This window comes from Microbulbifer maximicatervae (SeqCode), from assembly GCF_052467825.1.
Window position 1 is genome coordinate 949,519 of record NZ_CP174327.1, and the last position, 14,542, is coordinate 964,060.

Consider the following 14,542-nt stretch of genomic DNA (forward strand, 5'->3'; position numbering starts at 1 on the left):
TTAAAACTGTTCTAAACAAAACGGCCCCAAAGGGCCGTTTTTTTATTCCGCTATTTTGTAACTGATTCGATTGCGTACCCCGTAGCGCTCCACTGGCTGGCCATTCTCCATTTGGGGGCGATACTTAAACCGTTCTGCCGCGGCTACAGCGGAGCGATCAAATACGCTCGTGGGGTTACCATTAGAGTCATAGCCCCCAACCACACGAACATCACGTACCGCCCCCGTTTTGGTTACCGTAAATTCTACAACGGCATACCCCTCTATCCCCCTGCGTAGTGCCGCATTGGGGTATCGCGGTTTAGCTTTATAAACTGGCAAAGAGTCGCGCGTTATTTGCACCCCGGTAGAAGTAACAGGAGTGGGCGTACCAATCACTACATTCATCGTAACCGGTGTTACCTCAGTTTCCTCAACCCGCATCGTTGGCTGCTCCAGCACAGCTTGCGGCGGTGTCGGCTCCTCATAAGTTTGGGTAACAATCTCTTTTTTTGGCATATGTACCGGTTTTATCGCAGGCAACAAGCTGACTTTGGGCTCCTCGATATCAGTAGCCACTAGTTGACTCATCAAAAAGATCAATCCAACTGTGATTGCAGCGGCAAAACCAAGGCTCTTTGTGTAACCCGCGAGTATATGTGGGGGAAAAAATAAGGGGTTGGAAATCGACTGGCAAGCTCTGTCCATAACACCTCTCCTATTATTGTTAGGGTGCGATAAGCGGCATTCATATGCCGAAAATGGAAAAGCTGATCAGCTACCATTAATCATTAGCCAATTTACAAAAAAATGCAAATAGTCTGTTAATACAGGTTATCTCAAAATTTTGTATCGCCATACAACAAAAGGCGAGCATAAAAAAAGCCGCACATTTCTGTGCGGCTTTTTGAGAAGCCTGGAAAGCTCATTAGCTTTAGATGGCTAACTGCTCTTCACGCTTCTTTTCACCTTCAACAAAGGTAATCCACTGTTTGGCGAACTTCTCAGAGCGTTCATCTTTCAGTGCAAGCTTGAGGCTCTTTAACGATGAGTCATAACGCTTCAGGTTGGCATTTGCCATACCCATTACGATATGCAGTTGGTCAACCCGCTTGATACCGCCTTTTGCCAGGGCTTTTTTACCCATAGCGATGGCTTTTTCGTTCTGATCCAAATCCAGGTAAATACCGGCCAGGCGTGAATAGATCTCACCTTTATCGGAAAGCTGTGCAGCCGCTTCCAGCTGTGGAATCGCCTTTTGCAGCTCCTGTGCCATCTGGTATGCCTGGGCCAGGGTTTCCAGGTTTTTAGCCGTGCGCGGGATCTTCTTGTCTTGAATACCCTTGGCAATCACCTTGGCTCCTTTATAAGGCATTTCATGCCCCATAAAGAGATACCCCATATTCAGCAGATCTCTATCTTTCTCCAGTGCACCGGCAAGGTAAGCAGCTTCCATCATATGCAGCTGATCCTTGTCACGCTTGAGCTCACCGTACATGGCAGCCAGCGTTTTGTAGTACACCGGCTTAGGATAGTACTGCACCAGTTTTTCCAGAACAGCGGCTACGCTCTTGTAGTCGTTGCGCTCGAAATAAACGTACTGCTGCAATCCGTACCAACTCTCCTTGGGTGTTTTGCTCTCTTTCTCGTACATGGATACCGCGATATTGATATCCGCGAGGGCCTTGTCCTGGTTACCAGTCTGATTGTAAGCCTGGGCGCGCAAGGCATAGGAGTCCGCAGTGATGCGATCGGAGACCTTAAACCACTTGTTTAGGTAGTTAATCGCCTGCTTGTAATCCTCAGTGACAAAATACAGCTGAGCCAGTGTAAACAAAGTGCCTACTTCTAAAGCTACCGGCAGGTTTTTTTCACCCTGGTCCAGAACCTTTTTAAAGTAGGGAATCGCCTCTTTGTAACGCTCAGTGCTGTAGTAAACAACACCGAAAAAGTTATACATCTGGGCAATTTCATAGCCGTTGAAGCGCTTCTTAGCTGCATCCATATCTTGCAGTGCAACTAGTGCCGCTGCCCAATCCTCTGCATCCGCAGCTTCCTGGGCTTTTTCCAGCTTCTTATACGCCACTTCGCGCATCGCCGGAACTTTACGGGTTTTTTCTTTGCTCGGCTTTTTTTGTTCCTGCGCCTGTGCAGAGGCGAAAGGTGCTGATACACCCACCGCATCCAGCACGGTAACGCTGACCGTCGGTGCCAGAACCAAGGGTAGCGCTACTGACGTGCGCAGAGCGAACTTGGACAAACCTTTAGTGATGGTCGTCAACTTCATAGTGCTTCCCCTTTTTAGTCCTTAGCCATGTTAAAGCTGATCTTAGTCCTAACATTAGGAACCTCGGTCGGCTTGCCATCGACTACCCGCGGCTTGTACTTGTACTTCAGCGCGGACTTCAGAGCAGCCCGATTGAAAACCGTGGTCGGTTTACCTTGCAGCGTAAACGCCTCAATTACGATCGGGTCGCGTACAGAACCGTTTGTCGTCACTGTGTACTCAACGATTACATAGCCTTCCATACCGCGCTGTAGAGCGCGACGGGGGTACTGAGGCTGTACTTTTACGATCGGTAGGTAGTCACCTTCACCAAAACTGAAGCCAGACAGCTTAACCCCACCTCCTGCTTTCGGAGCGGCGATACTGATGTTGCCATCAATATTCGGCTCCTCAAAGTCGGGCTCCGGCATCTCCGGCGGCGGAGTCTCTGGCTCGTCTGGTTTTACCGGCTTGGCGGTGTCGTACTGTGTTTCAATCTTCGTATCAGGCATCACCACATCGGCAACCTTGAAAGTCTCTTTTTCTTCAGGAGCTCTCATGTTGGCCGCAATCAGCTGATGCATGGTGAAGATGAGGCCAAAGGTCGTGGCTACCGCCAATGTACCTGCCCCAAGAAGTCTTACCGGATTCATAGCTGTTAACTCTTCTCTGTAGCGACGGAAACTTTCTTGATACCAATCTTCCTGGCTGCTTCTGCAATCAGGGCAATTTTCTCAATACTCGCTCCCTTATCGGGCTGAATTACCAACCACCCTTTCGGGTTTTCCGAGTAGAGACGCTCCAGGACAATTCGTACCTGACGCTCATCAACCTTCTCTTTGGCAATCCAAACCTCGTCACTGTCGTTGATCGCTACCAGGATAGAGGCGGCCTTGAGTTCAGCGGTTGTCGCTTGCGGCTTCTCAACATCAGCACCCGGCTCCTTGATAAAGGTCGCGGTGACGATAAAGAAGATCAGCATGATAAACACCACGTCCAGCATGGGCGTGAGGTCAATTGCGCCGGCTTCTTCTTCTGCCGTATTTTGTCTTTTGCTCATAGCAACTCTCTTAGCGAACTTTTTCAGCGGGAGCTCAGGGAGCCCCCGGCGAAAGTATCTGGCTTGGCTAAACCTTCACAGCAAATAAGTTGGCCTATTCGCTGGTGTGTGCTTAGTGATCCATCGTCAGATGATCTTCGAGCAGCTGGGTTTCACGCTCAGCTTTACGGGCGAGATAAGTGTTGGCAAATACGCCTGACAGAGCCGCAACCATACCCGCCATTGTCGGGATAGTTGCCATGGATACACCACTGGCCATCTGCTTGGCGTCACCACCACCTGTAATCGCGAGAACATCGAACACGTTGATCATGCCCCAAACTGTACCCAACAGCCCAAACAGAGGGGCCAGGGCGACACAAGCTTGGATCATGTCCATATTGTCCTGAATTTTCTCGGATACCCGGGAAATCATTGCATAACGGATCTGGTGCGAAGCCCAGGATTTGCGCTCACCGCGCCCCTCCCATTGGTCTACCGCACCTTGAACGTCACTTTTCAACCCTTTGTTGAAATAGAAAACACGTTCAAAAATCAGCGTCCACATAAAGAAGGTCAGGCCGGCGATCAGGAACAGTACTGGCCCGCCCGACGCCATAAAGGCGTTGACGGCGGCCCATGCGTCGATTAATGCGTGCATGTTGCCGCCTCCTCTTATTTGCGCTCGGCGTTTTCTGCCACGATACCGGCACTCTGCTCTTCAAGAATATGCAGAACACGCTTGGCACGGGCATTTACGATGGTGTGCATCAGTACAGTCGGGATAGCAACACACAGACCGAGAACGGTAGTGATCAGGGCTGAGGAAATACCACCGGCCATTGCCTTGGGATCGCCCGCACCAAAGATAGTGATCGCCTGGAAGGTTACGATCATACCGGTAACGGTACCCAGCAGACCCAGCAACGGAGCAACCATGGCGATGATCTTCAGCAGGTTGAGGCCGGATTCGATTGCCGGACGCTCTTTCAGTACTGCTTCTTCCATCTTCAATTCGAGAGTTTCGCCGTCTACACCTTTGTTCTCTTCCGCAACAGCCAGTACACGACCCAGCGGGTTATTGGTGTTCGGAGTAGAGGAACGCAGCTGAGCATTCACTTTGGCACCAACACCGGTCAGAACGATCAGGCGGAAGATAGCCAGCAGCATCGCGAACACACCAACAGCAGTGATGATGTAACCAACGATGTCACCTTGGTGCCAGCGCTCTACGATGTCCGGGCTATTGATCATGGCTTTCAGGTAGGAACCACCGGTAGGGCCAGTCGGGTCTACACCGAAGGCACTGAAGCCGCTGGTAGAAGCTTGCAGAGCTTCAGCCATGCCTTGGAACTTGGCATCCGGCTGACGGATCAGCTCAGCCATTTTGTAGGCATTGTTCATTTCCAGGTATTTACCGTTGGAAACCAGGTTGAAGTTACCTACACGAACCACTTCTTGATCAGCCTGCTCACCATTTGGCTTGATCACGGTCGCGTTAAATTTAACGATCTTGCCGGATTCAACAGTTTCGCGCTGAATTTCAAACCACAGACGCTCGATCTCTTCGATAGTCGGCAGCTGGGTAGCACTATTCATTTTGGCCAGAAGACCATCGATGAACTCAGTACGGTTAGGGTATTGAGCGGAAACCAGAGAGGAACCGATATTGGCACGCAAATCAGCAGCAGTAGAGGACATATGGCCGAACAGTTCCTTCAAGGAACCCAGACGCTGGTCCAGTTGCTGACGCTTCTGATCAACAGCGACTTCCTGCTCCTGGTATTTCTTTTCCAGGTCAGAAGAGCGCTTTTCTTCAGCGGTGCGAGTATTTTTGGCTTGGTTTAGCAGAGCATTCTGGTTCGCTTTCTGACGACGGAACTCAGCTTCACGCTGCTTGTGTTCTTTGGACTCGGCAACTTTGGATTGCTGAACCATTTTCAGCAGGTCATCCAGGGAAGCAGCCTTCTCTTGAGCAACCGCGGAGAAGCTGATCAGACCAGCTGCTGCCGCTACTAAAACGCGTTTGGCGAAAGAGGTTTTCATTGCGCTGCCTCCGGAGCCGGGATCGGCATGGTCATGATGTCGATAGTGGCCTGCTTCTTGGCAATTTTCAGACCGTTCATGAGAGCACGGCGGTATTCACCAGCGTCGATCTCAACCCACGCTTTTTGCGCTTTGTCATATGCGAGGGCAATTTCTGCATCTGTAGTCTGAGCCAGCAGGGCGATACGGCCGATTTGCAGAACGCTCACCTCGCGCTCCTGACCAGCAACGGTCAGAGTATCGCGGTAAGAGTCGATCTTACGGGCGTATTCCGCTTCGAAGTTGTACAGTTCCAGTACCTGGCGGAATTTCTCCGCAACACTGACATCGGAACGGTCCATGGTGCTCTTAACACCGTTGAGGTTCGCCATACGCTCTTCGAGCTTGAACGGTGCGTCCAGCTCAATGAACTGCTCCAGACCTTCCAGCATACGCAGGATCAGCGGCTGAATCTGACGTTCAATGACAGTAACGTTGGCAATAGACTCATCCAGCTCATTGATAACTTCGAGCTGATTGGCCAGCTGCTTTTCCAGCTGACGGTTGTATACGCGCAGACCATCGATTTCTTTATTAACCACCTTGAAGTCCTGCAGCAGGCTGCTGGTTTCGTCGGCAATCTTGTCGATGCGTTTTTGCGATGCCTGGGCCGCAGTGGTTTTCTGCTGGCCGACGGCGAGTACGTTATCGAGAGTATCCGCAGTGGCTACGCTGCCGTAGAGCGCGCCGGCAGACAGCGCAGTGGTCAGCGCCACAGCCATGAATCGCTTGGTTTTCATTAGACCCCCCAGTGGGTTCAATATTTCACAACATGGTCGCGATGAGTTAGCTGCCACAACGCGGTGTCCTTTTGTTTTAAAAACATTGGTTAGAAGACAGCTAAGAGCCGCACATTGTAAACAGCCGATTTGATTATTCAAATGCCGATTGCCAGCATCGGCCCGCCTGGGTAGCAAGGTAACACTCGGGTAACATTCCCGGGTTACTTGCACACATTGGCGGCGACGTTCCTTGTGTAAGCTGTTGGAGAATTTAACAGATCGATCAACTTTTGATCAAATTGTTTTTATTTAAATCTGTCATATTGGACTAATGAGTAGTTGTACTCATTCCTGTCCGAGGCCGGGTAACACTCTCGTGCCGACTCGACCCACGAGTCATCCATGTCGGGAAAGTATGCATCCCCGTCGATATTTGCGTCAACTTCGGTGACATATAAACGGGCAGCCAGAGGCAGTGCCTGGCGATAAATTTGTGCTCCGCCAATAACCATCACTTCAGTGGCGCCGCTGTCCTTAGCGCAGCTTTGGGCCAGACTCAGGGCTTTATCCAGAGACTGGACCACCTCAACACCATCCGCAACCCAGTCAGCATTACGCGTAATGACAATATTGACACGCCCCGGAAGTGGGCGACCAATAGACTCAAAGGTCTTTCGTCCCATTACTACAGGCTTTCCCATAGTGGTCCGCTTGAAAAACTGCAGATCGCCGGAGATGCGCCAGGGGAGTTCATTATCCTTGCCGATAGCACCATTGCGGGCAACTGCCGCAATCAAAGCAATAGAAACCGTCATTACTGCCCCTTAAACCGCTACAGGTGCCGGAATATGTGGATAGGCTTCATAACCTTTAAGTTCAAAGTCCTCGAAGCGGAAAGAAAACAGATCTTTCACATCTGGATTCAAGTGCATTTGTGGCCGAGGCAGAGGGTCGCGCTGCAATTGCAGCTCAACCTGCTCCATATGATTGGAGTAGAGGTGAGCATCACCAAAGGTATGGATAAAATCGCCGGGCTGCAAACCGCATACCTGTGCCAGCATAAGGGTCAGCAGGCTGTATGAGGCGATATTGAAAGGCACCCCCAGGAAAATATCTGCGCTTCGCTGGTACAGCTGGCAGGACAACTTGCCATCAGCGACATAGAACTGGAACAGGGCGTGGCAGGGAGCCAGGGCCATGCGCCCTTCACGGGCATTATCAGCAGGTGAAACACCTTCATCTGGCAGATCCGCAGGGTTCCAGGCGCTAACCATCAGGCGCCGGGAGTCCGGGCGGGTTTTCAACTGGTGTACCAACTGCTCAATCTGGTCGATCTGGCGACCATCAGAAGTGGGCCAGGAGCGCCATTGATGGCCATATACAGGGCCCAGATCACCGTCCTCTGTCGCCCACTCATCCCAAATCCGCACCTTATTGTCCTGCAGATAGCGGATATTGGTATCCCCCTGCAAAAACCACAGAAGTTCGTGAATAATCGAGCGCAAATGGCACTTTTTAGTGGTGATCAGCGGAAAACCCTCCGCCAAATTAAAGCGCATTTGATAGCCAAACACACTGAGAGTACCAGTGCCGGTGCGGTCACCTTTAACGGTGCCGTTATCGCGCACATGGCGCATTAGATCGAGATACTGCTTCATCTACTGCTATGCTCCGCCTTTAACTCGGGAAGACCCTGCTTTCTTACCTTTCTGCTCAGTTCGCCCCTCGGGAAGCGGCTGAGTTTTATAACTCCACACCAGCAATGCGATGCCGGCAATAATCATTGGCAGGCTCAAAAGCTGCCCACGTGTCATCCATCCAAATAAATCAAAACCAATATGCCCATCGGGCTCCCGGACAAATTCCACCAGGAAGCGGAATACACCGTAGAGCGTCACGAACATACCACCCACCGCGAGTCGAGGGCGCGGCTTACTGGAGAACCACCAGAGCAGCGCAAAGAGAACCAGCCCCTCAAGGAAGGCTTGATACAGCTGGGATGGGTGCCGGACCAGAAGGTCCGGGTCCTTTGGAAAGACCATGCCCCAAGGGCCTTCAGTTTCACGCCCCCAAAGCTCCTGGCCAATAAAATTACCGATCCGCCCAAGCCCAAGACCTATGGGCACCAGAGGAGCAACGAAATCAATTAGAGCCGGGAAGGTTGTACCAATTTTGCGTGCGTAGAGTGCCGTGGCCAACATTACCCCTATCAGCCCGCCGTGGAAGCTCATCCCTCCTTCCCACAACCGGATCAGTGATATCGGGTCTTCGAGCAACTGGGGGAAGTTATAAAAGAACATGTACCCCAAGCGGCCACCGATAACGACACCAATGGCACAGTAGAGAATCAAGTCCTCAACTTCGGATTTAATAACCGGTGACCAGGGTTTGGCACTTCTGCGCAATGCCAACCACCAGGCCGCGACAAAGCCAGCCAAGTACATCAGCCCATACCAGTGCACTTTTAAGGGGCCTATTGCAAAGGCTACCGGGTCAATTTCGGGATAGGTCAGCATGGGGGAATCGCGATTGCTAATAAAGGGCGTATTATGGTCGTAAAGCCCCCCGCTGTGGAAGGGCAGCTTGCCCCTAGGGAAGATCCCCATGTGTCTACTGCTATTCGCCTATCAATGCCACCCGAAATACCCTCTGCTGTTGATCGCCAATCGGGATGAGTTCTATCAACGGCCAACCGCTGCAGCGGCGCGCTGGCCAGGGACCGAGCTAATTGCGGGTAGAGACCTTGAAGCCCAGGGAACATGGGCCGGCGCCTCCCCCGGTCGGGTCGCCGCTGTAACCAATATCCGGGAACCTGGAACACCGGAACCTGTAGGAGCGCTATCCCGCGGGGAAATACCGCAGAAATTCCTCAGCCAACAAATTAGCCCTGAGCATTTCATCCACTACCTGGAATCCCAGCAGTACCGGGGCTTTAACGCCCTGCTGTTTGATATTCAGAATCAAAACACTCTCTTCTGTGCCGGGAACCGGCACAAGCCATTTACTTTTGAACCGGGCATTCACGGTATCTCCAACGGAGCGCCGGACGAGCCCTGGCCAAAGGTGGAAAGGGGCAAAGCGGGGCTGGCAGAAATAATACCTGCGGCCGACCAACTGGTAACAATCGAGAGCTTTGTGGAGCCAGCACTGGCACTACTCAAAGATCGCACCCCCGCGCCAGACCAACAACTCCCTCATACCGGGCTACCACTGGAGATTGAGCGGGCACTCTCTCCGATATTCATTCAAATTGATGCCGATAGCTCGGCGACAGAACCAATGCTTCGCAATGGAGGCTACGGTACCCGCGCGAGTACCGTGATCACCATCGACCAGAGTGGGTGTGGCCAACTTTGGGAGCAGACTTTTATACAGGGCAATGAAAATGGACTCCTGCGCTACTTCACTACCCAGTCGCCCAATTAAGCAGGCTCAATGCTAATGGCAGAGAAATTGTGCATAACTTTTTGTGCAAGCCTCTGCACCATATTCAAATAAGCCCCAGTAAACACGCCCCTTTTTCACCCACGAGCGAAATATTTGACGCAAAACTCATCATTCGCAAATCCTTACTCTAAAAAGAATGAAGCGCCAAGCAAATTTTGCATTTCTTGCCATACTTACTTTCACAGACTGAAGTTGGTTGAGTTTCGCGCAAGCAGGACACCGACATCAGCCTTAATAAAAGGAAGTCGCGCGGGACGCATGACACGTGCGAGTCACCGATAATATCCCTGAGTATCTGGATGGGCTCGCCACAGGTTGGGAAGGTATGAACGATCTGGCGCCCGGCATTTTCCAAAATATCGCACCGGGCCCCCGCAGAATCGCTGAGGTACCATGTCGTATTTCAACCCCGAGCATCGTAGACGCAAATCTGTACTTCCATTGCTGACACTGGGTAGCCTCTGTGTCTTCATTCTTTATTATGCTTTCGCAGCAAACCAGAAGACCGTACCCGTTTTACCGGAGAACGCTGTTCGCCCTCATTTAGTGCACTGGCTAGAGGAAAACCCTGATGCCTGGCCAGCCCAGGACCCCATTTTTAACCCCGCCGCTGTGCGCAAGATCTACCAGCGCACGGATTACCGCTTGCTTTGGTTCGATAACTACAGCCTAAGTGATAGTGCCAATGACCTGCTGAAACAACTCACAGCTGCCAGCTCCGGCAATCCGAGCAGCATGGTCGACTACCGCTACCACCTAGGGTACTTCGATCGCACCCTCCGCGATACTCCACAACGGCTTCAGATGGCTGCAGTATTGGATATCTTACTGACCGATGCCTTTGTCTCCTACGCGCAAGATACCCAGCTGGACAGGCTCAAGCCCAAAACCCGCCCGCGTCGGGGTGTCACACCGGTTCTGCGGGATAGCGAAGGTTTCCGCCTGGTTGCTACCAGCACCGCTCAACCGCAGGCTTCCAGTGAACCCCGCGGGCGCAAGTACTTCCGCGGATATGATCGCGCAGCCAATCTCGGCAGCAATGTACGCAGCCGCTATTACTCGCGGGAATACAATGCGGATACTTCCGGCAATTACTCAGGACGCAATTATTCCGGTAGCACTCGCACCTATGAGCGCAGTCGATACCGTTCCTACCGGGACAACAATAGTGGCTCGGGTTCCGGCAGCCGTGTTTATTACAATCAGGGGCGGCCAAATACTGCCGCCCCACCGGTGAGATCTGAAAACAGTGAGGGGCCTTACTACGAGGAAAACCGGCCCTATGGGAACGATGTAAGGGCGCTGCGCGGTGAGCTGCAACGACTGCGCAAGATTTCCTCCAGCGGTCGCTGGCGTCCGATCCCGGCGGGCCCTGCCATGACCATGGGTGCACGCCACCCACATGTGGGCCTCCTGCGCAACCTGCTCTCCCTATACGGTGATTACCAGTCTTACTACAGCTACGGCGGCACTGATCGCAATCGCTTCGATCGGGGCCTTCACCAAGCGGTGGTGCGCTTCCAGAAACGTCACGGCCTGAGAGCAGATGGTATTGTCGGTCGCTCAACTCGCAAGCGCCTGAACTTATCCCCAGCTGCGCGCGCCCGCATTGTGGAAATGAATATCAAGCGCCGCGAAGAGTTGCCGGAACAATTGGGCAGCCGCTTTATCCAGGTCAATATTCCTGCGTATCGTCTCAAATACGTGGAAAACGACCAGGTCAAACTGGCGATGAATGTGGTCGTCGGCAAGAAAAAGCACGCAACGCCTGAAATAACCACCCGTGTCAGTAAGGTAGTCTTTAACCCCACTTGGACAGTACCGCGCAGTATCCTGGTAAATGAGATACTCCCCAAAGCTCGTAAAAACCCAGCGGGTATGGAAAAAATGGGATATCGGGTGATTAGCGGCAGGGGTGAAAAACTGCCCCTGACTCCGCAAAACCTATCTGCTGCAGGTGCGGGTTCCTACCTTATGCGCCAAATGGGCGGTGAGGAAAACATATTGGGACGTGTCAAATTTGAAATCCCCAATATTCACGACGTGTACCTGCACGATACGCGCGCGCGCAAACTTTTTTCCCTGACCACACGGGGCTATAGCCATGGCTGTATCCGCCTGGAAAAACCCCGCCACTTGGCCGAAGCGCTGCTTCGTCCCCAAGGGGATTGGGATCAATGGCGTATCGATCAATTGACCACAGGAGAGGAAACCACAGAAGTGGATATGTCCCAACTGGTGAAGGTTTATATCACCTACTGGACTGCCTGGGTCGATGGTCAGGGCAACCTGAACTTCCGCCCGGATATTTATGGCAAAGATGGACTGACCGATAATCAATTTTAAAAGAAACCGGGGCGGCTATATGTCGCCCCGGTTATAACCAGGGAATTATTAAGCGTGTTATTCCATTAATTAGCCTTTCTTAAGCAGCACCATTCCTGAAAATTATTTAAAGACTATCAGTCACAAGTTATCAATGTGAGCACAGTGATAAATCTCACTGATTTCTCAGTGCTTGCAGGGGTGACTTATGGGTGCTGCCAACAATTCACTTTGCGCTTTTTTGCCACGCAACCAACTAACCTCCCTCAGGGCGAGTGCCGCTGCGATTGCCATAGCAATATCGCTGGGCATTCACTCACCACAAATAATCGCCGAAGCTAAAGATACCGTCGAACCTGACTTGATCGGCAGTCGCGATCCTTTTTTACCTCAGGGCAGGCAATTTTCCCTACTCAGCGAAGCGTTAGCACGCTATCAAACCCTGGCACAAGGTAATTACTGGAAACCGCTCAGTGCTGGACAACCTATCGCACCGGGCAGTCGCAGTCCCCGGGTTGCGCAATTGAGAAGCCTGTTAATGCTCTATGGTGATCACCATCCCGAAGAGTACGGAGCAGATACTTCTAAAGCAGATGTCTACGACAAAAAACTGCAGCAGGCCGTTAAACGATTTCAGAAACGTCACGGATTAAAACAAACGGCACTGGTTGATGAGGGAACCCGGAGTCGACTCAATACCCCTCCAGATAAAGTTGCCAAAATTCTGGCAGCGAATATTGAACGCTGGAAACAACTCCCCAAGGATTTAGGGCCTCGCTATATCATCGTGAATGTTCCGGAGTTTAATTTGCGCCTAATTGAAGGCGATAAAGAGCAGTTCCGTATGCGTGTGGTTGTGGGAAAACCAAAACACAAAACACCGCAAATCGCTACCCGTATGACGCGACTGGAATTTAACCCTGTATGGCGTGTCCCGCCCAGTATTGCGCTGCGGGAACTTTTACCCAAGGGCAGTTCCGCCCTCAGGGCAAAAGGTTATCGCCTAATGAATCATCGGGGCAGATCGGTGCCTTTTACTCGTGGAAATGTGGCTGCAGTACGTCGAGGGCAGATTTCGCTGCAACAAAAAGGCGGACCGGGAAATGCTTTGGGAAGAGTGAAATTTGTTATCCCCAATCGGCAGGCCATTTTTCTCCACGACACAAATAGCAAGCACTTATTCAAAAAATCCCAAAGGGCCTTTAGCCACGGCTGTATTCGTCTGGAAAAACCATTGCAGTTTGCTCGCATGATGTTAGCCCAACAAAACAAGTGGAGTGATGCTCGCATCAATCGCGCGCTGGGAAGTGGTCGCACCCATGGCGTTGCCCTTAAAAATCCCCTACCGGTTTATATCGCTTACTGGACTGCCTGGATCGATGAAAATGGGCAGCTTCAGTTTCGGCCGGATATCTATAACCGGGATCAGTAATAGGAGGTAGCGGAGTGAAGCGGATAAAGAGCTATAGGGACTACTGAGTTATCAGTATGGCAAAAGGCCCATTCCAGCTCGGCATCGCCGCACTGATAAGCCTCGTAATTGCCTCGGCCAGCCCTTTGAATGCCTCATTCACTGGGCAGACCGATGTCATTATTGAGCCAATCAGTTCGACCCAGCAATTACGCGATACCGCTCAGGCCTACCGAGTGTTAGCGAAAAACTGGCGACCTATTGCCCAGGGGAAAACTTTACAGCCCGGAGACAAAGGCCCTCGTGTCCTACAACTACGTAATTTACTGGCAATGTATAAGGATTATCACGGTCAGCCCGGGCCGCTTTCCGCTCCGCAAAAAGACCCCCGAAGATTTGACAGTGCGCTCCAAGCTGCAGTGGAGCGCTTTCAGGAACGCCACGGATTGAACGTTACCGGTATCGCCGATGAAGACACACTTGCAGCCTTGGCTATATCGCCAATAGAACGCGCTAAGCAAATGGAATTAAATGCATCCCGATGGGAGCAGCTAAAGCTCCCAGAGGATGATCGCTACGTAATCGTCAACGTGCCCGACTATCGATTGCAGCTTATTGAAGATGGTTCGGTCGCTCTCAATATGAAAACCGTCGTGGGAAAAAGCAGTACGCGCACACCAAATTTACGCACGCGGATAACCAATATTGTTTTCAGCCCAACCTGGACAGTCCCCCGAAGTATTCTTGTCACCGAGCTTTTGCCCAAGGCACGACACAACCCAACAGCCATGCACAAACGGGGTTATCGAGTAGTGCAATATCGCAGCGGTAAATCGTCCCCTATTACAGAGGAGACTATTGCCAAGGCAGCCGGTGGGCACGCTACTTTGAGGCAATTGAGTGGCCCTGAGAATACTCTGGGGAAAGTGAAATTTGTTATCCCCAATAAGCAGGCTATTTTTCTCCATGACACCCAAGCTCAAAGCCTGTTTAAACTTCGCCAGCGGGCATTAAGTCACGGATGCGTAAGGCTACAAGCACCAGAAGAATTAGCTTATTTTCTTCTCCGTGACCAGGGGTGGGACAGGACTCGGGTAGCGCAGGCAGCCAATGGGCACGATGCCCTGAATGTAAAGGTTAAGGGATCACCCCGTATTTACATTGTTTATATGACAGCATGGATAGATAGGGATGGGCGCCCCCAATTCCGCCCTGATATTTATCATCGTGACAAAGAGCTGCCTTATCCAAATTAGGGAGCTTATCGG

Annotated in this window: 14 protein-coding genes; 4 read left to right on the forward strand and 10 right to left on the reverse strand. The window is 51.7% G+C overall.

Features of this window, described 5'->3' with window-relative positions:
- Window positions 1–42 precede the first annotated feature (42 nt).
- From ACJJII_RS04165 to lgt, 10 genes are all read right to left on the reverse strand, one after another.
- Entirely contained in the window at window positions 43–687 is a 645-nt protein-coding gene (locus ACJJII_RS04165) for an energy transducer TonB (RefSeq protein ID WP_444918404.1), read from the reverse strand.
- A gap of 226 nt (window positions 688–913) precedes the next feature.
- The gene (locus tag ACJJII_RS04170) at window positions 914–2,266 is read right to left on the reverse strand and encodes a tetratricopeptide repeat protein (RefSeq protein ID WP_444915346.1); all 1,353 of its coding nucleotides are present in this window, start codon (window positions 2,264–2,266) and stop codon (window positions 914–916) included.
- A gap of 14 nt (window positions 2,267–2,280) precedes the next feature.
- Window positions 2,281–2,898 carry an energy transducer TonB gene (locus ACJJII_RS04175; RefSeq protein WP_444918405.1) on the reverse strand — a complete coding sequence of 206 codons (618 nt, stop codon included), beginning with the start codon at window positions 2,896–2,898 and terminating at the stop codon, window positions 2,281–2,283.
- Window positions 2,899–2,903: 5 nt separating this feature from the next.
- Entirely contained in the window at window positions 2,904–3,305 is a 402-nt protein-coding gene (locus ACJJII_RS04180; RefSeq protein ID WP_413663571.1) for an ExbD/TolR family protein, read from the reverse strand.
- A 112-nt stretch (window positions 3,306–3,417) separates the two neighbouring features.
- Entirely contained in the window at window positions 3,418–3,945 is a 528-nt protein-coding gene (locus tag ACJJII_RS04185; protein WP_108734755.1) for a MotA/TolQ/ExbB proton channel family protein, read from the reverse strand.
- Between the two features lie 14 nt (window positions 3,946–3,959).
- Window positions 3,960–5,330: a MotA/TolQ/ExbB proton channel family protein gene (locus tag ACJJII_RS04190; protein WP_444918406.1), complete on the reverse strand. Its 1,371-nt coding sequence runs from the start codon at window positions 5,328–5,330 to the stop codon at window positions 3,960–3,962.
- Window positions 5,327–6,109, reverse strand: coding sequence for a DUF3450 domain-containing protein (locus ACJJII_RS04195; RefSeq protein WP_413663573.1), 783 nt, complete (start codon window positions 6,107–6,109; stop codon window positions 5,327–5,329). Before ACJJII_RS04195 ends, ACJJII_RS04190 begins: the two co-directional genes overlap by 4 nt.
- A 287-nt stretch (window positions 6,110–6,396) precedes the next feature.
- Entirely contained in the window at window positions 6,397–6,906 is a 510-nt protein-coding gene (locus ACJJII_RS04200; protein ID WP_444915341.1) for a dihydrofolate reductase, read from the reverse strand.
- Window positions 6,907–6,915: 9 nt separating this feature from the next.
- The gene (locus tag ACJJII_RS04205) at window positions 6,916–7,749 is read right to left on the reverse strand and encodes a thymidylate synthase (RefSeq protein ID WP_444918407.1); all 834 of its coding nucleotides are present in this window, start codon (window positions 7,747–7,749) and stop codon (window positions 6,916–6,918) included.
- 6 nt (window positions 7,750–7,755) lie between these two features.
- Entirely contained in the window at window positions 7,756–8,607 is an 852-nt protein-coding gene (lgt, locus tag ACJJII_RS04210) for a prolipoprotein diacylglyceryl transferase (protein WP_413665894.1), read from the reverse strand.
- A gap of 88 nt (window positions 8,608–8,695) precedes the next feature.
- Between lgt and ACJJII_RS04215 the strand changes: the two genes are divergently transcribed.
- From ACJJII_RS04215 to ACJJII_RS04230, 4 genes are all read left to right on the forward strand, one after another.
- On the forward strand, window positions 8,696–9,517 hold the full coding sequence (locus ACJJII_RS04215) for an NRDE family protein (RefSeq protein WP_444918408.1): 822 nt from the start codon (window positions 8,696–8,698) through the stop codon (window positions 9,515–9,517).
- Between the two features lie 414 nt (window positions 9,518–9,931).
- Window positions 9,932–11,884, forward strand: a complete 1,953-nt coding sequence (locus ACJJII_RS04220) for a L,D-transpeptidase family protein (protein WP_444918409.1) — start codon at window positions 9,932–9,934, stop codon at window positions 11,882–11,884.
- 187 nt (window positions 11,885–12,071) lie between these two features.
- Complete coding sequence (locus ACJJII_RS04225; protein ID WP_444918410.1) at window positions 12,072–13,295, forward strand: L,D-transpeptidase family protein; 1,224 nt, start codon at window positions 12,072–12,074, stop codon at window positions 13,293–13,295.
- Window positions 13,296–13,351: 56 nt separating this feature from the next.
- Entirely contained in the window at window positions 13,352–14,530 is a 1,179-nt protein-coding gene (locus tag ACJJII_RS04230) for a L,D-transpeptidase family protein (RefSeq protein WP_444918411.1), read from the forward strand.
- Window positions 14,531–14,542 lie beyond the last annotated feature (12 nt).